This window comes from Nostoc sp. NZL, assembly GCF_015714705.1.
Lineage (GTDB): Bacteria > Cyanobacteriota > Cyanobacteriia > Cyanobacteriales > Nostocaceae > Nostoc > Nostoc foliaceum_A.
In genome coordinates this window covers 1-25915 of the sequence record NZ_WBKL01000115.1, presented here as the reverse complement: position 1 = coordinate 25915, position 25915 = coordinate 1, and the positions used below count along the sequence as shown (strand labels likewise).

The following is a 25915-nucleotide window of genomic DNA, read 5'->3' as shown; positions in this document are numbered from 1 at the left end:
CCCAAATTGGGCTTGGCTGTTGAGGGGGATGGGGGCAATGCTGTTCGGTTAAGGCAAGAGACGCGATGAATCGCCGTCTCTACAAAGACCTCTTTCCCAATTCCCCTTGACTTTTGACACTTGACTCTTGACTATTAACTATTGACTATCTATCCTCTTATCTTCTGTGATGAAATATTTCTATCGTTTTTTAATAAGCCTATCTGGGTGCTTAATATTTTTACTGTTGCACAGTGGCCTTGGTTTGTTGCCTAGTTTGGCAGCTGAGAAAGTTACTGTCAGATATGGATTGTTTGAGCAATCGATCCCTGTGGCAGATATACGCAACTATGACAAAACGCAAAAGGCTTCTGCCGATCTGCAATCTTTCCTAGATTACCTCAGTGCTAAAGAGAAACAGAAGTTTCAAGATGCTCTTCAGGTGAAAATGTCTCTTAATATTGTGGCTTTAGATAAGCTGCTCAATACAGGAATGGGCAAGCAAATTTTATCTTTTGCATCCCAAGCGATCGCCCGTCGCGATCAAGCCAGTATACCAGCCCTACGATCTGCCATTATCATCGGAGCAAGATCACCAGAAGGTCTAGGATTAATCAGCTTTTTAGAAGCATATCCTAGTAATCAATTAGTTGTTGATGTGTCAAAAATTTCTAAGCTAGTTGGACTGGCAAATTCCTCTTCTAGTTCTGCTGATGCACCTCCAAAGGACAATGTAAGTTCTTCCCCTTTAGGAAGAATTGCCCTACAATATCAAACACTTGCTGCCCAAGATAAACAGTTTTCAGGTTGCTTATTTGGCGATTCTATTTCGGCTGGACTTGGTAATACTCTTGGTGAGGGCACTTTTAATTTTGGGTTAAATGGATTGAGTACAATCTCATTACTAGAACAACTGAAAAGTTTAATTCCTACTAAGATTAAATGCGAAAAAGCTATTATTGCCGTAGGTGGAAATGATGCTTGGTATGGAATTAGTGATGAGTTGTTTACCAAAAATCTGCAAGAAGCGATCGCACTTATCCGCACAATGGGAAATAAAGAGATTTTTCTTATTCCGGCTTTTTATTCAACAGTTGCAGCAAGCTCAGATCCAACTGTAGCAGCCCCATTTTCTAGAGTTGAACAAATTAATGCTCTGATTAATCAAGTTGCTGAAATAGAAAAAGTACCAGTTGCAGCAGCAGGACTAGCACCATTGTATGAGAATAATGCTCTTAAAGAGAATTTAACGAGCGATGGCGACCATCTGAACGCAGAAGGACTTAAAATTTACCGACAAGCATTATTACAAATCCTGGAAAACTAATTATGATGTCTGTCTAATTGCCTATAGTAAAAGCACTTGATCCCACCGAAATTACTTTATCTAGCATAATTCGTAATTCGTAACTCAAAATTACGAATTACGAATTACGAATTACGAATTATCACTTTTAGGCTTTCCAATTCAAAAACCGCGCATAAATATAAGCTATGCCTTCATCAATAATTGTCCGTACACCTTGGCTATAATCCCACCATTTGTCTGGATCATAATCTTGTGTTTTGGCAGCAATCGCACCAACTTTGATGTTAGGGGTAAGGAGTTTTTTGAACAGCAACCAACTTCTACGGGTGTGAACGTCCAAGGAAAAAACATTAATTGATTGTAGATTTAAATTTGAATCAGATAGCCAGCGATTAAATTCGGCAGCAGATGCATAACTACGATCCTTAATTACCACAGGTGTCGGAACAGCTACCACCTTCTCTGATTCTAAACCGAGTTTTTTGAAGGTAGCGGCTGACACTTCTGCAAAGTTCTTGTATTCACTAAGATAATTTCCTTTTTCTATTGAGCCTCCGGTGGTAATTACTAGACGATAAGAACCGTTTTTAAATTCAGTCAAAGCTTGTTGTATGGCATAATCTGGTAGCCATCCTTCAACAACCAATACTTCTGCTGATTTAATAGGGGAAGTCACGGCGAGAAATGAGTGTACGTGAGTAATAGTGAAAAAAATTAAATAAGCAATCAAAGCGATTGCAATCGCCCACCCCTGAGCCGTAAGTGTCCACATTTCTTGGCGTTTTATTAGTTTGATTTTTGGAAATTTTTGACGCCGACGTTTTTTTGTCTGCATTAACCCTTAGCTAAACGTTGTTCTTTCAAGTAGGTAAAGACAGATTTATCTCCAATATCAGCAGGAATTACTTGCACTGTCTTTCGCAGGGCAAAGACTAAAAACAACGTTGCCCAAATTCCTAATAAAATACTTTCCACCTGAGTTGGTAAAATTCCCACCAAATGTCCTAACAACAGTAGCGGTACTATTAGGGTTAATACTTTGGTTTCCAGGCGATTGAAGCAAAAAGCCTCTTTAAAATAAATACCTGTCAAAGCAACGAAGATAAAACCAACTCCAAATAAGGTAAGAGGCTGATTGTAAACAGTGAAAGCCAAAGGTTCACTACTAGAGATTGCCAGAATCACTGATGCTATACTACCGATCGCCCAAAAAATTTGCAACATTCGGTGCAGCGATGCCATGTAGATATGAATGGTAAATAAACTTACACCAAGAGCGAGACTAAAACAAGTATATAGAGGTGTAATTGCGGTAGAAACAGCTTGGTTATTGTTGAGCAAAACCAAAGCGCTGCCTATGGCAAAGCTTAGTGCTGCTACCATTAACCCAGCGCGGTAGATAATTACGCCAGTGCGATCGCTTGGAGTAATTGTAAATTCCCCAAACTGGCCTTGATAAATTTCTGGTGGAGGTAGTGTTTGCGTAGTCATAGTTAAAAATATAGTTATGATTTACTAATAGAGTACAACGAGAAATTGCTGAAGGGTTACTTTTATTATTATGGGCAATCAGCCGAACTTAGTGTCACAATCCCTAAACTCTTAAGCCATTTTTGTAGTATTGGTTGTCTTGAAAGACACTGTAGCTGATGAATTATCTCTATCATTTGATCGGATTTCCTTGGAGAGCGAAAGACATCACAACTATTAAAACACGGCGTAAATCCAGCTACCATCTCAATTAACCATACTAACAAGAGGCAAAATTTCCTTGTTAAAGGTAGATAAACTTCCGCCACAGTCTACTAGTAATTAGAAATGGTTTGTATAGTCTCTAGTTTAACTGAGGACTTGATTCTAAAATTAGACTTTAGTTGTAGCCAGTAGATATTGACAAATTTTAAATTTAGTGAACATAAAATTTTAGCAATCAGATAACCCCATACTTAATTGATATAGGAAGATGAGATGAGCGATGGCGCAAGCGCCTACCGTGGGTGATCGCACTTATCTAAATAATTACAAAAGTGTAGACGCTTCCTCGGTTTGTTGTCAGATATAGCTCTTTGTGGATGAGGATGTGCGATCGCTTAACAAAATAATTTACACTTAAGTCGATAGCGATCGCAATTAGACAAAGTGTATAATTTGCTTCAAAAACACGCCTTGTGAATCCAAGGTAGAGTGAGATGAGCGATCGCATAATTGGGCGTAAGAAATCAGCCGCATCTACTTTTACGAATCCTTCCCTTGCCTCGCAAGATACTCCAACACTAGCGAATCCAATCCGCGGCTTTGGTTCACAAATCAATACTACTGTGCCCCAAACAGTAACTGAGATAGCACCAGACCTTCAAGAGGCGCAATCTGCGGATGAGCAATCCTTGGCGCTCAAAGAAAAGCCCCTTAGTCACGACATTAGTAGCATACCGTTGCGTCGTCCACAGGCAAAACTCACGGTTGGAGAACCAGGAGACCAGTATGAGCAAGAAGCTGAGATGATGGCAAATCAAGTCATGTCGATGCCTGATTCTGCTGTGCAACGGGAGATTTTACCAAAAGAACAGACTCAAAGTGATATTTACTTTGGGTCAGGGAAGTCACCAGGCAATAATGAGTTAACTCATGTAGTGCAGCAGAAGGGGTATAGTATCCAGCGCGATCAAGCCGAAGACCTGCGGGATTTCGCCGACTTTGGTGAGCAAGACCAACGTGAGCAGATGCAGCAGCAACCACCGCCAGCGATGCAGGTCAACAATATCTCAGACGGAAGCGCTGCACAAAGCAAAATGACCGAGATCGAAGGGTACCGCCAGAACATGCAGAATGGCGGGCGCACTGGTACCGTCTCCGGGGACGAAATCTCCGCCAATGAAACAGCGATCGCGGCGCTATCGGACTACCTTGTCAATATCGGCGAGCAGGGCCGGACGCTCTCGACCTTTCAGCAACAGTTGCAGCAAGTCCGATTAGACTATGGTCGCGTTGAAGGGCAGATGATTCACCTTGAAGCTATGGGGGTCGTAGACCCTAACCAGTCAGCGTCCTACCGTGCCGAGCAGATTGTCGGTGCGGCCACTGGTGCTAGAAGTGCTCAGGAGTCGGCAGGGGGAGTCAGAGGCAACGCTGAAACAATGCGTTTAGATGTACAGCAGAATCACGACACCCTGATACAGAAAGGCAACGATTTCAATGCTGCTCAGGGTAATGCGAGGCAAGCTGTACACGAGCTGAATTCTGCATTGAGTAACCTTAACTCCGGCATCATCCCACGCGAGGCGAACCCGGAATTAGCTGCCCAGCGGAGCGCCATCTCGGCCAGGGTCTCGACAATGCAGAGCCGACTGTCAACCGGACTAAAGGTGTTGTCAGCAATCGGCGGTGTAGCAGGGATGGGTACAGCAGCAACAGCGGCTGCCAGTAATACCTTGGGTCAAGGGTTGACTAGTCTGGGGCAGCAGGCATTGGGCACCATTAGCCCGGATTCCATCGCCACAGCAATCAGCCAAGAGTGGTACCGTGAGGAAACCAACCAGATTGAGTCCCAGATCGCTCAGGCAAATGCCCAGACTCGCGAGGCCGCGATCAGCGTCAATGTATCCCAACTGCGCGGAGCGCAAACGGCGATGTTCAACGCGCTACAGATCCTTGAAGCCAAAATGAGAGAGTATCTACAGGCTCGCGACACACTACGCAACTCGCTAGACCAGTTAGGCGCTGCTGCCGACCGTCAGAAAGGCGGACAGGGTTACTCAATCATCGCAGGTTTGCTGGGCGATGTAGATGTGCTCACCGTGCAAATCGACACCACCATCGGATTGGGACGAACGGAAGAGGAGGCAGCCGGACATGCTACCCAAGCACGAGAGCGCGTCGAGGGCAGGCACAACCAGAAGTCAGGTCAGCGTGAGGGTGGTGTCACCTACTACATCCCGTATCAGACCTTCCAGCTTGCCAACTTTGGACGCTCAGGTGGGCTTGTGTACAAAGCATCACCGAACCAAATCTACTTCATCACTGCGGGGCGGATACCTGGCAGCGCATACGGTGGGCAGGGAGCCGCGAATCCGATTGTTCACCAGACAATAGAGGAGCTACAGCAGATGCGTCAGACGGTACAGGGTATGCGCTCTGTGCTATCGAACTCGTTGGGTCTAACTATGCAGCGCTAACGCTAGTGCCTAACCGTGTAACACATCGTTGCGATCGCTCTTGATATTTTAATAATAGAGCTTAAGCTGTGGTTACAAACGTTAACTATCCCTCAAGGCTAGGCTAGATAATTTCTACCTAAGTCGATAGCGATCGCAATTAGACAAATTGTATGATGTGTGTTAATAAGATGCCTTGGTTTCGCTATAAATGAAGGAAGGGTGACATGAGCAATGATGGACGACAAGCTCCTGGGCGTCTAGGCATAGTTCAGCACCAGAAAACAGGTATATCAACTTTTATAAATCCGTCCCTTGCCTTATCAACTATTCCCACACTGGCTTCTCCAACGCGTGGCTTTGGTTTACAAACAAATAATCCTCCAATCCAAAGACTAACTGAGGCATCAACTGACCTTCAAGAAGTGCAGTCTGTTGATGAGCAATTCTTGCAACCAGAAGCTGTCAAACAACAGCCTCTTAGTCATGATATTAGTCGCATATCCTTGCATCGTCCGCAGACAAAACTCACGGTTGGTGCGCCAGATGACCATTATGAGCAGGAAGCCGACCGAGTTGCCAATAAGATTATGCGAATGGCTAAACCAGAGCCAATAGGTTTACAGGATAAACAGACTCAAGACCAAGTGCAAACTAAGCCTCTAGCAGCTGCGATAACTCCCTTAGTGCAACGAGAGGCGATGCCAGAAGAGGAATTACAAACTAAACTTTTTAATGCACCTATCCAAAGAGAGATTTTACCAGAAGAATTACAAACCAAGCGATCGCTACAACTCGCTACCAATGACAGCTTCCAGACTGGGGAAAATTTTGAGAGTCGGCTAAACACTAGTGAAAGTGGAGGAAGCCCTTTACCAGATGCAGTGCGCTCCTTTATGGAACCCCGCTTTGGCACCGATTTTAGTCAAGTGCGGGTACATACAGGCACTCAAGCGGTGCAGATGAATCAAGATTTGAATGCCCAGGCATTTACGCACCAGCAAAACATTTTCTTTGGTGCAGGCAAATCACCCGGTAATGATGCATTGACTGCCCATGAACTGACTCATGTGGTGCAGCAGACAGGTACAGCCCAGAGAAAATTAATTCAACGGGCAATTAACCCCACATACGACGTTACTCACGGTTCATTTCAAGTGAATGCTACAACGGGTGGGTCAAACCTACCCATAACGATCCGATTTCACCCTTCTGTTACCGCTCCCTACTCCAACCAGATTGGACTAATTCAGATTGTGCGACTGACAAATGCTGCGGGTACTAGTAATGTGGAACCTCAATCTTTGCCTGCTGCTCGTGGTGCTAGCCTCCGTACCACTGCTGATGCTGCCACGGGAGTTGAAGGCGGATATTTCACAGACGCACTGCACAATGATGCACCTGCCCACGGTGGTGTAGGAACCAATGCCCCAGCAGGAAGTGCTTTACCTGCTCAGTACCCCTTTGGCAACGACCCAGCCCAACCTAATCCCGCAACTCCTGGACTTTCCCGACCTTCTTCCAGTGGTGCAGGTGGAGCCACTATTGGTTACAAACGTTCCGATGACCCGACTGATATTAAAGATGCAGAGCTAACTGATGCACCTGGGTACTCGTCAATCAACCCAGCCAACCCTGATATCAATTTTGATTTCGAGACAGTGGCGAAGGGCGAAGACACGATGACAACTTATGGTGCTCTCAAATGGGGACTTCAGATCCGGTCTGGCGTGGTTCAGAATGAACATGCATCAGTACAGGATGGGCAATCCGCCACTTTTGATGCGGCTTTGGATAAGCATCGAGATTTTTACGTACACGAACCAGTTATTTTTTACTTTGATTTCGACAGCGACCAACTGAGTTCCAGCGAAACAGGCAAGATTGATACATTCTTAGATTACCTGCGGCGCTTCCCTGATGTAAAAGTAACTCCCGAAGGCTTCGCTGACAGGCGCGGCGGTGCTTCTCGGCACAACTTGGAGCTATCTTTACGCAGAGCGCAGGCAGTAGGAGCAGCCCTGCGTGCTAAGGGTGTAGCTGAAGCTCAAATTAGTGCTGTCACTATTGGCTCTGGATCAACCGAAGACTTTACCCCTGATGCCACTACTAACCAAGATACAGAAGCAAATCGTCGGGGCAATCGCCGGGTCGTTTTGAGCTTTGAGCATGTGCCAGCAGCAGTGCCAGCCGCACCAGCAGCGGGAGGAGCGACACCGTGATCTGGAGAACGGCAGGAATATTCGTGACAGTTTTGATACTCGTCATTGGAGGAAATTTGTATATGAATAATCAAGACGCTACCGCCACACCTATGGAGCAGATCAAAGTACGGCTCTACTCTACAGATCAAGACACTAGCGGTTTGGCTCTGGGTGAATTGATCAGTTTAGGCAAACAAGCTACCCCCATTTTGTTGGAAGCCTTGACTCATTCCAACCCCCGTACCCGTCGTCTTGCAGCTGAAGGACTGAGCGAAATTGCTGATCCTGCCAGTGCCGATGCTTTGTTCCAAGCCACCCATGATACTAATCCAGAAGTGCGTGCCCGTGCTGCCACTGCTTTACACCAATTAGGAGATAAACGCTCATTACCTGCTTTGGTTACCACCCTTGATGATTACCCTGACATCCTGCACAATCCTTACACAGCCTCGATGTATCCTCTAATGCGAGGGGGAAAAGAAGTTTTGCCTTTGGTAATTCCTCTTTTGCAAGCACCTAATGACCTCACTCGTGAACGAGCTTTTTTGATTGTTAAGGCTGTGGTAAGTAAACTACCCCAAGGGCAGGACTGGAATCAGTTGTGGCAGAATTTGGGAAGTTATGATCCCGCCGGGCCAGAGTCAGAACGAGACAAAGCAGCTCAACAATGGCAGGAATGGTTAACACAGCTTTGAGCCGCACAGGTTAAAATTTTTTCAACTTGCTTCGGAGCTTTGATTTCAGTAAATAGCTGAATTGCTCTATTAAAATTCATTTGACTTTCATCAGGCTTTACCATCTTCTGATAAGTTAAACCCAATTGAAAATAAGCTTCAGCTAAATCACACTTAGCACCTATTTTATCCAAAAGTTCGATGGCTTCTCTATGATGAACTAGGGCTAATTCAACATCTGCTTGTTGCCGATTAATTTCTGCTAAACCATTGAGTATTTTTGCTTTTACCTGCATATAGTGACTTTCTTCAGCAAAGGTCAAAGCTTGGTGAAATATTTGATTTGCTTGGGAAAAATCTCCTAAATTGACGTAGGTTTGACCCAAAATTTGCATGAAATAGACAAATCGCCCAGTTTGTTCTACGAGTTTTTCGTTTGTAATATTCTGATAAGCTACATCTGCTAATGCAAAGGAGGCATCACGCAAACCTAAATAAGAATACACCAAAGCTAAACAAACTGATGCTTTCTCTGCCCAGCGATGATGCTCAGTATTTTGGGCTAGGTAAATTACTTGTTGAAATAAATTCGTGGCTGCCTCTAGTTCCCACAAATCTATTTTGTAAAGACCAATACTTAATAAAGAATCTACCTCTAGCATCCTCAGATAGTAAACTGGATGTTTATTTTCTGGCTGAGGTACAAGTGATTTGAGTGTTTGCGTTGCCAGAGCAATAGTCTTTTCTTGACAGGCGATCGCTTGACTAATTTTACCTGTTATCCAATATAAATCACCCAGTATATTATAAAGTTCGCTGAGATTTTGGTCGTTTTCAAGATTGTTAACAACTTGATTAATTGCCGCAAGTATCGGTTGAATTAAACCCATACGATACAACGTACTACCAAGAGGCAAAAACTGCTGCCATTGGTTATTTCTGCTTTTTAAAACTACCTTACCTGCTAACTCAAACTCATTAATTTCTATATAATGATAATATGCTTCCAGAGCTTGCAAAGCATCTTTAAAGGTTTCAATTTGTTTAACACTAGTTGTCCAAAATTCTGCGGCTTTGTGGTTGGCAATTTCCCATTCATCGCTGGGGCGTAAACGCGCGATCGCTTCTTTCCGAATCACGGGATGCAACCAATATTCACCCTTATCACACTCCACCAAAGACCGATTTCTCAAGGAGGCGATGATTTGGCGATGTTCAGCAGGTGGGACATCCCAAAGTAAACAAAACAACCCTTGTGATGGGATGGACGGTATATCTTGGTAACGATAACATCCCAAACGGCAAAGTAAGCGATAAGCTTGGGGGTCGAGGGTTTGCAGACGATTGATTTGACTAACCGCTAAATTTTTTAAGTCGGTTACTGCTAAAGGATCGGCATGATTTTCTTGCCAATAAAGAGCCATGTCGCCGTCGAAATCCTCCTGAATTGAACCGCAGAGAATTCCCATTGCTTTAGCATTACCGCCATAGGTGCGATGCATGATTTGCAAGGTTGGCAAGTTGATGACTAACCCACGGTTGCTAAAAAACTGTTGCCATGCGCTTTGATCTAAGCCAGGAAGCCGATAGTGATTCACATTTAGCCCAGGTTCACAAAGGCGATCGCGGCTAGTAATCAAGGTAACAGATTGTACTCTAGCATCAGCCAACACCCGCAATAGTTCTACATAGTTGCGATGGGAAGCAATTAACCCACCTTGTTGATCCAATGCAGGTTCTAGATTGTCGATTAACACCCCAATCCGCCGATTGTGGAGTTGGCGCTTGAGTCGTCCCAAAGTTACGCCAAATTCTACCCCAGGTTCTTGATCAAAATCTTGTTTGAGCCATTCCTCTACTACTCGTTCTGCGGGGGTGATATTCTGCGTTTCCTTCGCCATCAGCAGTTCTAAAACCAAGTCAAACCCCTGAGTTTGAAGATATTGCTGCGCTAGAGTGGTTTTCCCTAAACCGCCTTCACCTTGGATAACAATCACTTTCGATCCTTGATTTACCAAAGTATTCAGGTGAGCGATCGCTGTTGTTCGTCCAATAAAATTGGTATCCTCTAATTTTGGGGTGGGATGTGGCGATCGCGAGTAATCAATCAGACTGGATGATATAGCAGTAGTTTTTCTCAGAACTCGCTCTAAAGTAGCGCGACAATTACTTTTGGTAATTTTTTCCCGCAAAACTTTAGAAAGCAGCTTCCATAACTGAGAACCAGCATCCTTGGCGTGTCCTTCCGTACAACCGTAAGAATGAGCGATATCTAAGTATTTTCTACCTAACCAAACTTGCACAAGAATCACTTTTTGCAAATCGCTCAACCGTTCCCCAGTCTGCGGGGGAATTGTGGCATCTAACCATGCTAATGCTGCTTCAGCGTCCATTGTGTAACGACGAGGGGAGTTCAGATTTTAGGGACAACTATAAATCACTCTACAGTTATGTTGCGGGAGTTTTCGGATAAGATTCTGTAAATCCGACTTTTTTCCCGACTTTTACAAACTTTATTCAAAATTTAGCAGCAAGTTCTTGAAAGGATTGCTGTTTATTCCAACGGTAAGTATTAAAGTCTCGTTTTAGTTGCCAAGTGCCACGAAAAAGCCAGTATGAGCGATGATCATACTTTTGTCGCTACGCGAACGCTTACGCACAGTAGACCTCTTGCAAAAGCTACTTTACCGGCCCAAAAACTTAATTCAGCATCACCAGTTCTTTAATACGTTTGTCAATTAGCTCAATCTTGTAATAGTCAAAATTAAAGTTCCACGATTGTTAAAATACATAATTGGAACATCATTGGCATAACAAAACAACTCCCCACTTGAAGTAGCTTTATGTTCCTCCAATTTTTTTCCAATTAAGAACTCTTGTTCACCAGACTGACCAATATTTCCAATTAGGGAAAACCAGTTATTGTTTGGTTTTCTGCGGAACATCTCAGCCCAACGTAGCCACGGTTTTATATATCCGTCTGCATCACTTCTAATCTTGGCATCATACCAAAACTGTTCTCCTTGTACTTCAAACTTATAACTTGCTCCTATTTCTAGATAAATACCAGTGGCGTTCCAGTATTTGTGAGCGTCTATTATTGTTTCTGATGGAGAGCCAATTTGTAGCTTTGTCATTTTTGGATTAATTTTACATAATTGTAACGATAGAATCGGAACTTCACTTATTACATACGAATAATCGCTTGCCGAAGAAAAAACATTAAGGAGATAAGTTTATAAATTTGTATTACTTCAATGCATTGAATAATCTTTTTTTAACCTCTTATTAATTTGAAAAACTTACTCTTCCTAGATAATTGAGGCTAGCTATTTGCAACAAATTAAGCCTCATCCAAAATATCAGGGAGTATACATTGAATCTATCGAGACGTCAGTTTTTTACCCTGGCAGGGGCATCTGCTACAGGTGCTGTCCTTCTATCTCCTTTGCAAGCATTCTATGCTAAACCTGCGATCGCTGCGGGTCCCTACGGCAATTTAGTGACCGACCCCAACGGAGTATTAGATTTGCCATCAGGATTCACTTACCGCAGACTGTCCGAAACAGGCCAAACGATGAATGATGGTTACTTAGTACCGGGTGGTCACGATGGTATGGGTGCTTTTGCCGGGTCTAATGGCAATACGATTCTAATTCGCAATCATGAACTCGGTACTTCTGGCAATGGTGTGGGCGCTCCCAATGGCAGCAAATACAACACAAATGGGAGGGGCGGTTGTACTAAATTGGTTGTTAATTCTTCCCGTAACCTGGTAGAACATCGGGGTGTTCTAGCGGGAACTATTCGTAACTGTGCCGGTGGCCCTACGCCTTCAGGGTCATGGTTAACCTGCGAGGAAACTTTTGAAACCAATAACGGCAAGAAGCATGGTTATGTGTTTGAAGTTCCTAGTAGTGCAAATACTTTTGTCACCCCCGTCCCACTAACCGCTATGGGGCGTTTTAATCACGAGGCTGCTGCTGTAGACCCCAACACAGGGTATATCTACATGACAGAAGACCGGAGTGATGGGCTTTTCTACCGCTTCATTCCCAACCAAACCAACAACCTGAGTGCTGGCGGCTCGCTATACGCTTTAAGGATTATAGGGTCGTCTGGAATCAACACAGCTACGGGTTTCCCAAAAAATACGCCTAGGACAGTGAACTGGGTACAGATTAGCAATCCTGATCCCACATCTGATACTGTCAGAACAGCAGGGTATAACAGCGGTGCCGCCAGGTTTTCAGGTGGGGAAGGCATCTTTTATGGTGGTGGTTATGTCTACTTCACCTGCAAGAGTGGTAGTAGTTCTGGAAATGGGCAGATTTGGCGTTATTCGCCCGCTAATAATAGCGTTGAACTCTATATTGAACCCAACAATTCTAGTGTCCTAGACAATCCAGACAATCTTGTGGTTTTCCCCAACCGGGACATCTTCCTCTGTGAAGATGGGGATGGAACGGATTACATTCTGGGCATTACTCCTAGTGGCAGTCTTTATAAGTTTGCTAAGAATGCCCTCAACACATCAGAGTTCGCCGGTGTCTGCTTCTCTCCCGATGGTCAGACGATGTTTGTCAACACACAGAGTCCAGGAATAACCTTTGCTATCTGGGGGCCCTGGTAACGCTACGTCCTGTTTCAGCCTAGTCAGGGGAGAGAGCGATCGCCCTGACTAGGCTCTTATCGTGACTTCAAATCGGGAAAAAGAGTTTATCGGCTGATTTGGGAGCAGAACGCCTTATAAGTGCCGAGAAGGGATTTCAAAGAATTGTTGTTGAAGTGAAAAGTTTTGTCAGACAGTCTGACGTAAAAAATTTAGAAAAAGTACTGGGACAGTATGTCTGGCGTTGCTGATTAAGAGTCCGTTAATCCTGGTTTGAAAATACCTTGATTGCAGATTTAGGCATTTATAATTGCAGGTTACTACAACGACACTAAAGACTTTTTCCCCGACTTTTGCAACTGCATCACATAAAACTGCCGACTTCAGCCGACTGACAAAACAAAGTGCGATCGCTTAGGCTATTGGGCATAGAGATAAAAATTTAAGTATAAAAATATGCTTAAGAACAACAGCCCAATCGCAGAAGACTTAGCAGGTCAAAGCTATTCCAGTCCTCATTACTCGCAAACACAGCGCCGCATTGATTCACTCATAAACAAATATATTACAGTCGAAAAACTACATGACCGTCTAGAAGATTTACTGATACAGTTTGCTAATCCCCAACCGCGTCCCTGGAAACCCATTGATTGGCAAACGATTAACCGCAATCAAATTATCGGCTTAGATGCAGAGGTATTTTTATCTATCTTGATAGGTGCGATGGACACAGAAGCTCCGATTCGCGGCTATACCCAAACAAGTCGGCAGTATTTGGAAAAATTGCATCCTCAAATGGCTCGGTTTGTTGGTGGAACTGTCGGTGAAGATGGTGAACTGCTAGAACTTGGTTTGTGGGAAAAGGAAGAACGTCAGCACACACCTGCATTAATCAAAATCTACACCCAATTAACAGGCGAGAAAATTACTCCAAAACTTCGGACTGTTAGAAGCTATCTTCCTACAGATGACGCTTACGAAGACTTATATCGCCACGGTTTACACCGCATTGCCACAGAATACGGTGCTACCTGTCTTTATATTTGGTTGATGGCTCACACTACTGGCGCACTCCAGGATGTTTTAGAGGAACTAGCACAGGATGAAATCAACCACATGACCAAATTCTGGGGGTTTGGAGTCTGGGCTTTTCCTGATACTGGGTTGATGCGAATTGGACGCACGCTGATCAAAACGCGATACCTTCGGTGAGCTTCGCTAACGCAAAACTATCAGCGTAATAACCTCATGCGTACTCTCCGCCGAATGATGGCTACCCTCAACTGGAATGCTTGGTCATTAACCAACAAAACAACTCTCTTCTTCACCTTCACCTACACAATGCATCGTTTGTGGAGTTGGAATAATAGCCTCACACCAGAGTATTTGCAAGATTTATTTGAAATTAGAAATTAGTTAAAAATAAAGGACAAATGACAAATAACAAATCAAATTTACCCACCAATTTAAACCCCCAAAAAATACCCCAACATATCGCCGTGATCATGGATGGTAACGGACGATGGGCAAACAGTCGAGGATTACCGCGCATCGCCGGACATCGCCAAGGAGCAAAAACGCTCAAAGAACTATTGCGTTGCTGCAAGGATTGGGGAGTTAAAGCGTTGACAGCCTATGCTTTCTCAACAGAAAATTGGCAGCGTCCCGTTGAAGAAGTGAATTTTCTGATGCTGTTGTTTGAGCGATTACTACACCGCGAGTTAGCTCAGATGCATCGTGAAGGAGTACGAATCTCGTTTATTGGAGATTTATCCGCTTTACCCAAGTCTCTACAGACGGAAATGGAACGTTCAATGACAGAGACGTTGAACAATCAAGCAATCCACTTCACTGTTGCAGTCAACTACGGTAGCCGCAACGAAATTACCAGAGTTTGTCGTCAAGTCGCTCAACTCGTGCAACAGGGCGAACTCAGTCCCCAAGAAGTGAATGAAAGTCTTGTAGAACAACATCTCTACACAGCAGATACTCCAGAACCCGATTTGCTGATTCGTACCAGTGGTGAGATGCGATTGAGTAATTTTCTCTTATGGCAAATGGCGTATACAGAGATGTATTTCACCGATATTCTTTGGCCAGATTTTAATAGAGAAGCATTTTATCAGGCTTTGTTGAGCTACCAAAGTCGCGATCGCCGTTTTGGTCAAGTTAAAGCTTCACTGTCAGCTTAGTGTATTAAACACCAGACATCGCCTCAAAATTCAACCGGATTTTTGCCATGAGCGATAAAGTAAAAGCACCCACATTACCACGATGGTATATGAGCGCTCATAAATTAAAACATTATTGAGGATAATCTATCTGCTATGACAGACCGAAGTAACTATAAGAATAGCAGCCACTGGGTAAATAAACTGCAAGGGTAGTTACAAATGTTTTGTTAAAAATATTACTTACCGTCAATGTGATGCTTGATTTAGGCAAAATCCAATCGATTGCGAAATCCTATTCTCCCCAAGAACTCTTTGCTGCCTTGGTTTGGCAGCGTCGGTTCAATGAGTTTGATGGTGAAGAAGTAATTACTGACCTTTTCAGCCACAGGAATCTATGGGCAAGCTTTCTGTTTACAAAACCAATCTTTGCACCCGATGAAAACGGTTTAAGCTTTGGTGGTATGGTCGATACCCTCCTTGCAATGGCAAACTATCGCCCCATGCCTGAAACCAGCATCATCCATTTCATTGCTTATCCTGCCGATACGTTGTACATCCTTACAGAGAACCAGGCTATCTTTAGTAGTCAAGTACTAGTATCGTGACAAAAAAATCTTTACTCGATGCTGAACCCCACCAAGGTTTGTAGAATCTAAACCCACTAACCGAGATATAGATGGAAAGTGTCCTTTAGGTGCGTCTAAACTGAAAGTATATTCTTCATATTTAACCCATTCATTATTGGCAAGACTTGCTAGCCATCCAACTTTATAAGCAAAGCGCTTACAATCTTTTTTGGCTTGCCAAATACGTTGTTGGGCGCTAAAACCGAATCTACCTTCACTATATTGAACCCAGAGCTTATTAATAATATAAAGGTCATGACGAGGAAATCTTTTTATTTCTCCATCATCTAACCAGCTTTCTTCTTCACGCTCACATATTTTGAGCATAGTACAGTAGGTTTCTTTATCAGCTTCCTGCCATTTTTGTTCTGCTAGGAATTCCTGCAATTTTCTGTAATCAATACCAGAAGTATGAGATACAAGAGTTAATTCTGTTGCCAATTGAGACAGATGTAACTGCACATCTGATAAAGATTTAATAATTGATGTTTGCGAATCTGTCTCCACAACTTGAGATGGCAATTGAGATATTTGCTCTTTAATTTGAACTAATTCTTCGATAATTCTATAATTCGACTTTTGTTCATCAGTCATAATTTCTTTCAAAGCTTGTAGTTCAGCTTGAGCAGCTAGTGAGGCTTTTTGAGTCTCAGCTAAATTTATCTGAGCTTTTATTGCCGTTTCTTCAGTATTTGCCAATCGTTCCTGCATAGTCTGAAGCTCAGATTTTAATTCCTTTATTTCCGTTTGAAAGCTTGCAAGATTTGATTCAATATTATGCAAATTATTATTATTTGCTTTCATATCCTGCAACTCTTCACGGCTACGCCTGAGTTCTTCAATTGCTTTTTCGTAATAACCTAATGGTGTTTTCCAGCTATCATTACCTGCTTTGAACATAAATAAAAGTTTGTTTATTTTATTGATTATCTATTAAAAATATTTGTGAAGACTTATACTCTAATATGAAATTATTTTCAAAGTCATAATTGTTCATTATTCTACGCCAAAATTTACAAAGCAAACCATATTTTATCCAGTTTTTAATAGCTCGGTTTTTCAATTCTGGAGAATTTCTTACTAAAGCAGCCATCATAGCGGCATTTTGTTGTAATTGTCCATAAATCTTTAATACCTCGTCAATAGATGTTTTCTCATCTAGCTTACTCAGTTCATAGCACTCGCTTAACTCATAAAGCTCAATATCAGAAAATAGACCACCCGGCTTCCATGCTATTTTGAGCCTTTGTCTACATTTATCAAGAGGACTGGGTAAACCGTGAATTAAATATTTTTTTAACTCATTCCGAATTAGTTCAAGTTTGCCATCTATGAGTTTGGATATTTTATCAACTATTTGATTAGCATCTTGAAATAACTTATTTTCCAAATATTCTATTCTCTGCAAACTCTGCTCAATGCTGTTTTGAGACAAGCTAATCGCCTGCATTACAGCTAATGACATTTGATTAATTCTGTTTTCTAGATAAAAATTAGTTTTACTAATAGTCTCCGTGAGGGCTTTTTCACGAATTTTATCTATTTTCTCCAGGTTATATTTAACTTTTTCATCTGCTGTATTCAACAGATATTCAATGTCAGCTTTAACCTTACTTTCTAATTCCTCAGTTCTTTCTATTGCATGATTAATGCTTTCTTGAGCTATATAATCAAGCTTGTCGGCTAAAGGATAAAGTTTGTCATCAAACAAGTCAGCTATTTCTTTACTACTCTCTCTTACAACTTCTTTAGCTGCACCTTCAAATTGTTTAACAAGGCTTCCAAATAGCCATCCCATCATTTCTTCACACCCTTTCACAGCATAATTAGCAAGCAGATATCCTCCCAAAAATAACACTCCTTTTTAGGAGTGTCGAGGATAAAATAATTACTAATAAATAAGTAGAAATTCGGTGGACGATTATCGAATAATATTGGTGTTTTACAAAAATATAGTTGCTTTGTCCAAAATCTGTTGTCCAAAACTAGTGCAATCAATCGCTACACTAAAAACAAAGTGAATAACCCTAAGCCCATCGTAGGCATCGCCCTACAGATAACCTAATTATTTCTTTTGCCTGATTTACCAGCTTGATTTGAAAGTTGGTGCTTTTGTATAACCCGCTCAATCTGGCCAGTCACCGCATTTATTCTATGTTGAACTTTATCAAAATCAATATTTACCCAAATATAGGATTTGTCAGGCCTTTCCTGCTTCTTACTCATAGATTGCTTTGCTTGTCAAGATATTTTGTTATATCTATACAATATAGCCGCCTCAATTTCTAAACTACTTTCTCTAGACGTATAAGTAGATATGCTTAACATTTACTTAAGATTTTACTCGGTGATTTGTAGGGCTACAGCTAGCTGTGCGCCCCACTAAAAAAGACGCGATCTTTCGCGCCTCTGGCAGCTAAAATCCAAATTATTAATGGTATTAAATCTTTGTTTGTAGATATTGAACCAGCTGCGGTGCTTGCATCACTCCCTCTATCCGATCCACAGGCTGACCCTGCTTAAACAGTACTAAGGTTGGGAGAGAGGCAATTTTATACTGCGTGGCTAAATCAGTGTATTTTTCCGTGTCAATTTTGACAATTCGTAGGCGATCCTTGAGTTGGGCATTGACTTGCTCTAAAATTGGCACCATCATTTGGCATGGGCCACACCAGTCAGCGTAAAAATCTACTAATACAGGTACATCAGAAGCAGACAGCATCTCTTCAAAGCTGTTAAATTGCTTTTTAGTTGCCATGTGACAGACACCGATTTTCAATTGTTTGTTTCAATAGTAATTCTTAGAAAATAAAATCGGTATAGGTTTATGGGTTTTTGTTGGGAAAGGATTAGATTAGTCAATGTAGATTGATTTACAAACAAAAATCTTAAATAATTATAATAAAATATATATATTATTCTCGTTTGTGTATATGCATTAGATATGTATTTAAACTTATGCTGACCAATCAAATAACTAACTATACAGGGCATTCACGAAAGTAATGTCTACGACGGTTGTAGCTGCAACACTTCCTAGTCTATGCAGTCGGGCGATGACGACAGGCTACTCGGCATCCCAGCTATAAATTAAATCAACAATAAGTAAGTTGGCACAATAAAATCAAACTATATGAAGAAAAATGAACAAGGGTTTTAACCCTTATAACTATTGCCTCTTGCCTTATCCCCGCGACAATTATTTACGCCGATTTACTTGTATTGCTTCAAGTTATTCATCTAGATAACAGAGAAATAACTATAGATATTTGATCGAGACAATATTCAGATGTTCCCTAAATCACCCTAAGATAATTAGCGCGGTATTTCTAAGATTGAGGAACATTAAATGACACTATTACAAGATAAAGTCGCAATTGTCACAGGTGCATCACGAGGAATTGGCCGAGCGATCGCAGTTGAATTAGCCACACAGGGAGCGATCGCAGTTGTCAATTATGCCAGTTCGAGTGCAGCTGCTGAGGCAGTTGTTACAGAAATTACAAATGCGGGAGGTCAGGCGATCGCTATCCAGGCTGACGTTTCTAAAAGCGATCAAGTAGACGCACTAGTTAACGCCGTCATGGAAAAGTTTAGCCGCGTGGATATTTTGGTCAATAACGCAGGTATTACGCGCGACACACTGCTTTTGCGTTTGAAGCCAGAAGATTGGCAAGCTGTGATAGACCTTAATTTAACTGGTGTTTTCTTATGTACACGCGCCGTCAGTAAAATCATGCTGAAGCAGCGATCGGGACGGATCATCAACATTACCTCCGTTGCTGGGCAAATGGGCAACCCAGGTCAGTCTAATTACAGCGCCGCCAAAGCAGGTGTAATCGGATTCACCAAAAGCGTTGCCAAAGAACTAGCTACACGCGGTATCACCGTTAACGCCGTCGCGCCTGGATTCATCACCACCGACATGACCAGCGATCTCAACAACCCCGAAGATATTCTGAAATACATCCCCCTCGGTCGCTTCGGTCAGCCCGAAGAAGTCGCTGGGATGGTGCGTTTCCTCGCTGCCGATCCCGCCGCCAACTACATCACCGGACAAGTCTTTAACGTCGATGGTGGCATGGTGATGGCCTAAATAGTAATTTTCGTAGCGTGCGTTAGCCTTCGGTGTAACGCACCGATTTTATCTGGCGACTGAAGTTGCAACGACACAAGCAAAGTGCACCTGCGCGAACTCAGGGCAATTGAATTTTCAATCTAAAATCCAAAATTTAAAATCTAAAATTAGATCAAGGCACAATTGTGTATGACCGAATAGCCCGTCATAAATATCGCTGCCATACAGAGAATAATCCATAGTAGGGCTAGCATTGCAATGCTCACCCTACAAGCAACTAAGGCTGTTGGCGTATCCTTTGCCAAACAGTAAAACCCAAAAGAAGGATAATGCTACTGGCGGTAGCCAGCATCACAGCCAAACTCATGCCTTGTATTCTCATTGCCAGCAAGTTGAAAACTAAGGTAATTGACCAAAGCGTGAACGCAGCATGGCGCTGGGAGAGTCCCCAGGCAAGTAAGCGGTGATGCAGGTGATCTTTCCCTGGAGTACTGAGAGGGTTATTTCCTGCTAGTAGCCGCCGCACAAATACTTGAGTGGTGTCTAGCACTGGTAACAACAGAAATAAAACCGTGGGAATTAGTGCATAAACTGTGTTTTGTTGCAGTTTGCCTAAAATACTAGTTGCTGCCAGCACATAGCCGAAAAAGTATGCTCCGGCATCACCCATAATAATCCGTGATGGATGGAAGTTATGGCGCAAAAAGCCTAGTGCTGCACCCCCCAAGGCTGCAAGTACCAAGATTGCCGCTGCACGATTGTTAAATTGGGCTGCAACCCCCAACAAACTCATGGCGGTAATAAAGCTGATTCCTCCTGCCAAGCCATCCATACCATCCATCAAGTTGATGGCGTTGGTAATTCCTACCACCCATAGCACGGTTAGCGACATGGACAGGAGCGAGTCAATGGGTGTACCAAACATAACTTGGACACTAATGCCATTAGCTACTAGCAACAGTGCCGTAACAATTTGCGCCCACAATCGAACAGAGGGCGGTAAGCCGAACTGATCGTCGATAAAGCCCACAAGGACTAATATCGAACCCCCCAACAGAATAGTGAGCACCTGAGCCAGTACATTTTGCAGTTCGATAGGTCGTAAGAGGCTAGCTAATACCAGCGCGGCAATCACACCTGCGTAGATAGCTAGCCCCCCTGCATTGGGCAAAGGTTCTCGATTGAGCCGTCGTGCGTTGGGTTGGTCCGCCCAACCTACCCGCAAGGCGAATTTGCGTACTGTCGGAATTAAACGCCACGTTACAAGCCAAGCCAAGAGAAACGTAAATACTACCGCCAACCAGCCGGTGCCGCTAGGGTCGGCAATACCAAGGAACTTAAGGGAGTTGTCTAGATTCATCTCCCAATTCAAGCATTACTGCCTGTATCTAATATGAGCATCACCTGTATATTAATCAATTTTTTTTATTTCCATTTGTAACTTGAGCCGCTTGGAAGATTAGCACTCTTGCTCTGTGAGTGCTAAATTGTCTAATGGAAGCGCTAGAGAAATAAAACATGGCGAAAATTATTGCATTTGACGAGGAATCGCGGCGAGCTCTAGAAAGGGGTGTTAACGCCCTTGCCGATGCCGTAAAAATCACCTTGGGGCCCAAAGGTCGCAATGTCCTTTTAGAGAAAAAATTTGGCGCACCTCAAATTGTCAACGATGGTATCACTGTTGCCAAGGAAATTGAATTAGAAGATCCTTTGGAAAATACTGGTGCAAGACTCATCCAGGAAGTGGCCTCAAAAACTAAAGATGTCGCTGGGGATGGTACAACCACTGCCACAGTTTTAGCACAGGCCTTGATTCGGGAAGGTTTGAAGAACGTCGCGGCAGGTAGTAACCCGGTTAGCTTGAGACGCGGGATCGACAAAACTATTGAGGCACTGGTAAAAGAAATTGCCAGGGTAGCCAAGCCAGTAGAAGGAAGTGCGATCGCTCAAGTTGCAACTGTCTCTGCTGGTAACGATGAAGAAGTTGGCCAAATGTTAGCCCAAGCAATGGAAAAAGTCACCAAAGATGGTGTCATTACCGTTGAAGAATCTAAATCCCTCACCACAGAACTAGAAGTAGTTGAGGGGATGCAGATTGACAGGGGTTACATTTCACCCTACTTCGTCACCAACAACGAGCGGCAAATAGTCGAATTTGAAAACGCCCGCATCTTGGTTACTGACAAAAAAATCAGCAGCATCCAAGATTTAGTACCAGTGTTGGAAAAAGTCGCCCGTTCTGGTCAGCCCTTGCTGATCATCGCGGAAGATGTCGAAGGTGATGCTTTGGCAACTTTGGTAGTGAACAAAGCGCGGGGTGTACTTGCTGTGGCTGCAATTAAAGCGCCTGGCTTTGGCGATCGCCGCAAAGCTTTGTTAGAAGATATTGCTATTCTCACCGATGGACAGTTGATTTCTGAAGAAATTGGCTTAAGCTTGGATACCGCTTCTCTAGAAGCGCTGGGAACTGCTCGCAAAATCACTATTGACAAAGAAAGCACCACCATTGTAGCTGGCAGTGTCACTAAGCCAGAAGTACAAAAGCGGATTGCTCAAATTCGCAGGCAGTTGGAAGAAACCGATTCTGAGTACGATCAAGAAAAACTGCAAGAACGCATCGCCAAACTCGCTGGCGGTGTGGCAGTGATTAAAGTGGGTGCGGCAACCGAAACCGAACTCAAAGACCGTAAACTGCGGATTGAAGACGCGCTGAACGCTACTAAAGCCGCCGTGGAAGAAGGTATTGTTCCTGGTGGTGGAACGACCTTAATTCACTTAGCTAAGACGGTAGAAGCGATTAAAAACAGCTTAGAAAACGAAGAAGAAAAAATTGGGGCTGATATAGTCCAACGAGCGCTAGAAGCTCCCTTGCGTCAAATAGCAGATAACGCTGGTGCAGAAGGTTCTGTTATCGTCTCAAAAGTCCGAGATAGCGACTTCAACATTGGCTACAACGCTGCTACCGGAGAATTTGAAGACTTGATCGCTGCCGGGATTATCGACCCTGCCAAAGTCGTGCGTTCAGCTTTGCAAAACGCTGGTTCCATTGCTGGTTTGGTCTTAACCACCGAAGCGATCGTTGTTGAAAAGCCGGAGAAGAAATCCGCCGCTGCTGCCCCTGATATGGGCGGTATGGGCGGTATGGGCGGCATGGGTGGCATGGGCGGCATGGGCGGCATGGGCATGTTCTAACTTCTGCTCACCCAGATAAATATTTTTTAAGCAGTTTGTCTTGCCAAGGCAAACTGTTTTTTTATACTGACCATTGCTGATTCAGAAGCAATATGTTATCTGTATTGCTGGTAACTCACTGAACACAAATAAACTTACAGCAGTTTTCATCTATTTAAAGCACACGTATTGTCGGGGTACAGCATTGCTTTGCCCTTACAACTGAAAATAGCTGTAATTATGAAACTTTTCAGTGCTTAGTTATGAGTACAACTAACTACCAAAAAAATGTTGATGACCAAATTAGCAACCTAAATAATTGCTTAATCTAGAAATTGCCCTCTTTGTATTAATTTTTGTAAAATTGTGTGTAAGTTATCAGTTGCTACGAGTCAATTATTTTTACTCAATGACTAATAACTAATAACTAATAACTATTAGGTAATATTGCATGGCACGAAAACTGCGTCGCCTTCCCAAAGTAGTAAATAGACCATATGAAGATGAGTTCTATCACCAACCAGGGACTATACCTGGAACCATTTTTATTGATGCAGATGCTCCACCACCGATAATTTTCTTGATTGACTATAATCAAACCAATTTCATCCATAAACAAATAGTAACTCCAGAAGAATGTATCCCATATCTTGATAGCGAATCAATTTCTTGGGTAGACGTACAAGGTTTAGGCAGTCAAGACATATTACAACGATTGGGTAACGTTTTTGAGTTACATCCTCTAGTTTTAGAAGATATAGTTAATGTACCGGAGCGTCCTAAAACAGAGGATTATGAAGACCAATTGCTATTCATTGCTCGCATGGTAGTACCAAAGGAAAGAACTTGTGGTTTTCACAGCGAACAAGTGAGTTTGATCTTAGGGAAAAATTATTTGTTGACAGTACAAGAAGAACCAGAACATGATTGCTTTGAAGCGGTGCGATCGCGGATTGAAAAAAACAAAGGAATCATCCGTAAACAGGGAGCGGATTATTTAGCTTACGCCGTGTTAGATGCAATTATTGATGGCTTTTTCCCAGTACTGGAGCTTTATGGGGAGCGAATCGAAGAGTTAGAGGAGGAAGTAATAGTTAAACCTACCCCACAAACACTACAAAATATTTATAAAATTAGGCGAGAATTACTGCAACTGCGTCGTGCTATCTGGCCCCAGCGAGATGCAATTAATTCTTTAATTCGAGATGGTAGCGAACTGATTGGCGAAGAGGTACGAATCTACCTGCGAGATTGTTATGACCATACAGTGCAAGTGATGGATATGGTGGAAACTTATCGAGAGCTAGCATCTGGATTAATGGATGTGTACCTTTCGGCAGTGAGCAACAAAATGAATGAAATCATGAAGGTGCTAACGGTGGTTTCATCAATTTTTATCCCACTAACTTTTGTTGCAGGAATATATGGTATGAATTTCAATACTGAAAAATCGCCATATAATATGCCTGAGTTGAATTGGTATTGGGGCTACCCAATTAGCTTGGCAGTGATGGGAGCGATCGCACTTGGTTTGCTATTCTTTTTTTGGCGACGGGGCTGGCTACAAAATTCTGTAACAATCAAGCGTAATTAAAGATTGTAGATGGACGGTGGGTCAAATATATATTCATTAGCACCGGGAGTTAAGATTCTGAGTTATGAGGAGTAGCGACCAGAATTTAGTAGTTTTGACGATTTATATTATCGGTATTTCCTACGTTTTTAACCGCATGGTTGAATCCATAGATGACCAAATTAAATTTGAGTTTAAAAAAGGAATCGTTGACGAACAACTCAAAGAACAAAATCTCGACGATAAAATTGGGATTTCCTTTAAACTCAAATCTTCATACCCAATTGACGATTTGAAAGATTTAGGAATTAGCATTGAAAATAAATCTGATAATGTTGCTGTATACGTTGACTGGGACAACAGTTCTCTAGTAGTTGAACATAGCAAGCAATCGCGCCGCGTAATTCGGAAATCACCAGACTTAACCCGCGACTTAGCAGTACCCCAAAGTCCTAGCCTAATTGCCCCCAAGAAAACACTTTCTGAAACGGTAACAGCAGAAGATGTTTTCGAGCGCGATCAAGTCGCTGGAACCTATTCAGCAAAAAAACCACTAATTGATATCAATGGGCTACAAAAAGGGCAAAAAAAGTTGTACAACGACTTTATTAACAGAAGAAAGGAGTTGGACTTTTCCTTACAACTGGTGCTACGGATATCTGAGGTGCGTTTAGGTCTAGCCCCAGGTCGTGATTTTCCTCCCATTAGCATTATCAATTGTCCTTTCACAATTAGGAAACTACCTTGGACTTACGCTCTACCTTGGAATAAAAAAAAGTAATGCCATGTCAACATGCTACGTCAACAGTAAACTGGATCTAAGGAGAGAGTAGGCGCAGGCGGTTGCAGATCAGTCATAGTTACTGGTTTGAGGAAAGTCCGGACTCCCGAAAGACCAAACTTGCTGGATAACGTCCAGTGCGAGCGATCGTGAGGATAGTGCCACAGAAAGATACCGCCAGGACAATTAAAAATTAAAAATTAAAAATGTAAAATGAGCAATCAATTTTTAATTTTTAATTTTACATTTTTAATTGATCTGGTAAGGGTGCAAAGGTGCGGTAAGAGCGCACCAGCAGTATCGAGAGGTACTGGCTCGGTAAACCCCGGTTGGGAGCAAGGCGATAGGAACTACGGTTGGTCTTTTACCAGTTCCGCTCAACGAGAGCCGCTTGAGGCGTCTGGTAACAGGCGTCCCAGATAGATAACTGCCCTCACAAGAGAACAGAACCCGGCTTATGTCCTGCTCTCTCCCCCTTTTTTAGTGCTGAGTGCTGAGTTAGGAGACGCAATTAATCGCGTCTGTACAGGAGTTAAGAGTTCGGAGTCAGAAGTTAGTATTTTTCCCCTGCCCCCTGCCCCCT

General features: G+C 42.9%; 22 protein-coding genes, 1 other RNA gene and 1 pseudogene. 14 read left to right on the top strand and 10 right to left on the bottom strand.

Annotation, left to right across the window (positions count from 1 at the left end):
- Positions 1-226 precede the first annotated feature (226 nt).
- Entirely contained in the window at positions 227-1306 is a 1080-nt protein-coding gene (locus F8R90_RS15555) for an alpha/beta hydrolase (protein ID WP_230966342.1), read from the top strand.
- 127 nt (positions 1307-1433) lie between these two features.
- On the opposite strand, the gene F8R90_RS15550 is transcribed toward F8R90_RS15555, so the two are convergent.
- From F8R90_RS15550 to F8R90_RS15540, 3 genes are all read right to left on the bottom strand, one after another.
- Positions 1434-1964, bottom strand: a complete 531-nt coding sequence (locus F8R90_RS15550) for an ElyC/SanA/YdcF family protein (protein ID WP_331000663.1) — start codon at positions 1962-1964, stop codon at positions 1434-1436.
- 158 nt (positions 1965-2122) lie between these two features.
- Positions 2123-2779, bottom strand: coding sequence for a DUF2301 domain-containing membrane protein (locus tag F8R90_RS15545; protein ID WP_196511480.1), 657 nt, complete (start codon positions 2777-2779; stop codon positions 2123-2125).
- Positions 2780-3299: 520 nt separating this feature from the next.
- Positions 3300-3599 carry a hypothetical protein gene (locus tag F8R90_RS15540; protein WP_196511479.1) on the bottom strand — a complete coding sequence of 100 codons (300 nt, stop codon included), beginning with the start codon at positions 3597-3599 and terminating at the stop codon, positions 3300-3302.
- A 73-nt stretch (positions 3600-3672) separates the two neighbouring features.
- Here F8R90_RS15540 and F8R90_RS15535 point away from each other — a divergent pair, with 73 nt between their 5' ends.
- The 3 genes from F8R90_RS15535 (at position 3673) to F8R90_RS15525 (ending at position 8338) form a co-directional block, all read left to right on the top strand.
- Entirely contained in the window at positions 3673-5460 is a 1788-nt protein-coding gene (locus F8R90_RS15535; protein WP_196511478.1) for a hypothetical protein, read from the top strand.
- Positions 5461-5666: 206 nt separating this feature from the next.
- Complete coding sequence (locus F8R90_RS15530) at positions 5667-7661, top strand: eCIS core domain-containing protein (protein WP_196511477.1); 1995 nt, start codon at positions 5667-5669, stop codon at positions 7659-7661.
- Between the two features lie 62 nt (positions 7662-7723).
- On the top strand, positions 7724-8338 hold the full coding sequence (locus F8R90_RS15525; protein WP_196511476.1) for a HEAT repeat domain-containing protein: 615 nt from the start codon (positions 7724-7726) through the stop codon (positions 8336-8338).
- Here F8R90_RS15525 and F8R90_RS15520 read toward each other — a convergent pair.
- Both F8R90_RS15520 and F8R90_RS15515 read right to left on the bottom strand, forming a co-directional pair.
- Entirely contained in the window at positions 8305-10710 is a 2406-nt protein-coding gene (locus F8R90_RS15520) for a tetratricopeptide repeat protein (protein ID WP_196511475.1), read from the bottom strand. The genes F8R90_RS15525 and F8R90_RS15520 overlap by 34 nt on opposite strands.
- Before the next feature lie 345 nt (positions 10711-11055).
- Positions 11056-11454, bottom strand: a complete 399-nt coding sequence (locus tag F8R90_RS15515) for a hypothetical protein (RefSeq protein WP_196511474.1) — start codon at positions 11452-11454, stop codon at positions 11056-11058.
- A gap of 239 nt (positions 11455-11693) precedes the next feature.
- On the opposite strand from F8R90_RS15515, the gene F8R90_RS15510 reads away from it, so the two are divergent.
- The 5 genes and pseudogenes from F8R90_RS15510 (at position 11694) to F8R90_RS15490 (ending at position 15708) form a co-directional block, all read left to right on the top strand.
- Positions 11694-12950 carry an alkaline phosphatase PhoX gene (locus F8R90_RS15510; RefSeq protein WP_196511473.1) on the top strand — a complete coding sequence of 419 codons (1257 nt, stop codon included), beginning with the start codon at positions 11694-11696 and terminating at the stop codon, positions 12948-12950.
- 71 nt (positions 12951-13021) lie between these two features.
- Positions 13022-13180 carry an element excision factor XisH family protein gene (locus F8R90_RS33860; protein WP_196511522.1) on the top strand — a complete coding sequence of 53 codons (159 nt, stop codon included), beginning with the start codon at positions 13022-13024 and terminating at the stop codon, positions 13178-13180.
- A 205-nt stretch (positions 13181-13385) separates the two neighbouring features.
- Positions 13386-14345 (top strand): annotated as a pseudogene (locus F8R90_RS15500) (ferritin-like domain-containing protein).
- A gap of 17 nt (positions 14346-14362) precedes the next feature.
- Positions 14363-15121 carry an isoprenyl transferase gene (locus F8R90_RS15495; RefSeq protein WP_196511472.1) on the top strand — a complete coding sequence of 253 codons (759 nt, stop codon included), beginning with the start codon at positions 14363-14365 and terminating at the stop codon, positions 15119-15121.
- Between the two features lie 206 nt (positions 15122-15327).
- On the top strand, positions 15328-15708 hold the full coding sequence (locus tag F8R90_RS15490; protein WP_230966340.1) for a hypothetical protein: 381 nt from the start codon (positions 15328-15330) through the stop codon (positions 15706-15708).
- Here F8R90_RS15490 and F8R90_RS15485 read toward each other — a convergent pair.
- The 4 genes from F8R90_RS15485 to trxA form a co-directional block, all read right to left on the bottom strand.
- Entirely contained in the window at positions 15697-16629 is a 933-nt protein-coding gene (locus tag F8R90_RS15485) for a GUN4 domain-containing protein (RefSeq protein ID WP_196511471.1), read from the bottom strand. The genes F8R90_RS15490 and F8R90_RS15485 overlap by 12 nt on opposite strands.
- 19 nt (positions 16630-16648) lie before the next feature.
- Positions 16649-17578, bottom strand: coding sequence for a hypothetical protein (locus F8R90_RS15480; RefSeq protein ID WP_196511470.1), 930 nt, complete (start codon positions 17576-17578; stop codon positions 16649-16651).
- 212 nt (positions 17579-17790) lie between these two features.
- The gene (locus tag F8R90_RS15475) at positions 17791-17955 is read right to left on the bottom strand and encodes a hypothetical protein (RefSeq protein WP_196511469.1); all 165 of its coding nucleotides are present in this window, start codon (positions 17953-17955) and stop codon (positions 17791-17793) included.
- Positions 17956-18169: 214 nt separating this feature from the next.
- A complete protein-coding gene (trxA, locus tag F8R90_RS15470; protein WP_190892356.1) occupies positions 18170-18487 on the bottom strand; it encodes a thioredoxin in 318 nt (105 codons plus the stop codon).
- A gap of 591 nt (positions 18488-19078) precedes the next feature.
- On the opposite strand from trxA, the gene fabG reads away from it, so the two are divergent.
- Positions 19079-19825, top strand: a complete 747-nt coding sequence (gene fabG / locus F8R90_RS15465; RefSeq protein WP_190892354.1) for a 3-oxoacyl-[acyl-carrier-protein] reductase — start codon at positions 19079-19081, stop codon at positions 19823-19825.
- A gap of 259 nt (positions 19826-20084) precedes the next feature.
- Here fabG and F8R90_RS15460 read toward each other — a convergent pair whose 3' ends face one another.
- Positions 20085-21167, bottom strand: a complete 1083-nt coding sequence (locus tag F8R90_RS15460; protein ID WP_190892352.1) for an MraY family glycosyltransferase — start codon at positions 21165-21167, stop codon at positions 20085-20087.
- A gap of 158 nt (positions 21168-21325) precedes the next feature.
- On the opposite strand from F8R90_RS15460, the gene groL reads away from it, so the two are divergent.
- The 4 genes from groL to rnpB all read left to right on the top strand — a co-directional run bounded on the left by groL (position 21326) and on the right by rnpB (position 25805).
- Positions 21326-22999: a chaperonin GroEL gene (groL, locus tag F8R90_RS15455; RefSeq protein WP_196511468.1), complete on the top strand. Its 1674-nt coding sequence runs from the start codon at positions 21326-21328 to the stop codon at positions 22997-22999.
- Between the two features lie 430 nt (positions 23000-23429).
- Positions 23430-24572 carry a magnesium/cobalt transporter CorA gene (gene corA / locus F8R90_RS15450; protein ID WP_196511467.1) on the top strand — a complete coding sequence of 381 codons (1143 nt, stop codon included), beginning with the start codon at positions 23430-23432 and terminating at the stop codon, positions 24570-24572.
- 64 nt (positions 24573-24636) lie between these two features.
- Positions 24637-25332, top strand: coding sequence for a hypothetical protein (locus tag F8R90_RS15445; protein ID WP_190892347.1), 696 nt, complete (start codon positions 24637-24639; stop codon positions 25330-25332).
- Between the two features lie 45 nt (positions 25333-25377).
- Positions 25378-25805: RNase P RNA component class A (gene rnpB / locus F8R90_RS15440), an RNA gene on the top strand.
- Positions 25806-25915 lie beyond the last annotated feature (110 nt).

What these genes read in the sequence shown, in the direction of transcription:
- F8R90_RS15520 (WP_196511475.1), bottom strand. Translation starts at nt 10,710, where the DNA reads ATGGACGCTGAAGCAGCATTAGCATGGTTAGATGCCACAATTCCCCCG.
- F8R90_RS15445 (WP_190892347.1), top strand. Translation starts at nt 24,637, where the DNA reads ATGAGGAGTAGCGACCAGAATTTAGTAGTTTTGACGATTTATATTATC.
- groL (WP_196511468.1), top strand. Translation starts at nt 21,326, where the DNA reads ATGGCGAAAATTATTGCATTTGACGAGGAATCGCGGCGAGCTCTAGAA.
- F8R90_RS15460 (WP_190892352.1), bottom strand. Translation starts at nt 21,167, where the DNA reads ATGAATCTAGACAACTCCCTTAAGTTCCTTGGTATTGCCGACCCTAGC.
- F8R90_RS15515 (WP_196511474.1), bottom strand. Translation starts at nt 11,454, where the DNA reads ATGACAAAGCTACAAATTGGCTCTCCATCAGAAACAATAATAGACGCT.
- F8R90_RS15530 (WP_196511477.1), top strand. Translation starts at nt 5,667, where the DNA reads ATGAGCAATGATGGACGACAAGCTCCTGGGCGTCTAGGCATAGTTCAG.
- F8R90_RS15485 (WP_196511471.1), bottom strand. Translation starts at nt 16,629, where the DNA reads ATGTTCAAAGCAGGTAATGATAGCTGGAAAACACCATTAGGTTATTAC.
- trxA (WP_190892356.1), bottom strand. Translation starts at nt 18,487, where the DNA reads ATGGCAACTAAAAAGCAATTTAACAGCTTTGAAGAGATGCTGTCTGCT.
- F8R90_RS15525 (WP_196511476.1), top strand. Translation starts at nt 7,724, where the DNA reads ATGAATAATCAAGACGCTACCGCCACACCTATGGAGCAGATCAAAGTA.
- corA (WP_196511467.1), top strand. Translation starts at nt 23,430, where the DNA reads ATGGCACGAAAACTGCGTCGCCTTCCCAAAGTAGTAAATAGACCATAT.
- F8R90_RS15475 (WP_196511469.1), bottom strand. Translation starts at nt 17,955, where the DNA reads ATGAGTAAGAAGCAGGAAAGGCCTGACAAATCCTATATTTGGGTAAAT.
- fabG (WP_190892354.1), top strand. Translation starts at nt 19,079, where the DNA reads ATGACACTATTACAAGATAAAGTCGCAATTGTCACAGGTGCATCACGA.
- F8R90_RS15545 (WP_196511480.1), bottom strand. Translation starts at nt 2,779, where the DNA reads ATGACTACGCAAACACTACCTCCACCAGAAATTTATCAAGGCCAGTTT.
- F8R90_RS15495 (WP_196511472.1), top strand. Translation starts at nt 14,363, where the DNA reads ATGACAAATAACAAATCAAATTTACCCACCAATTTAAACCCCCAAAAA.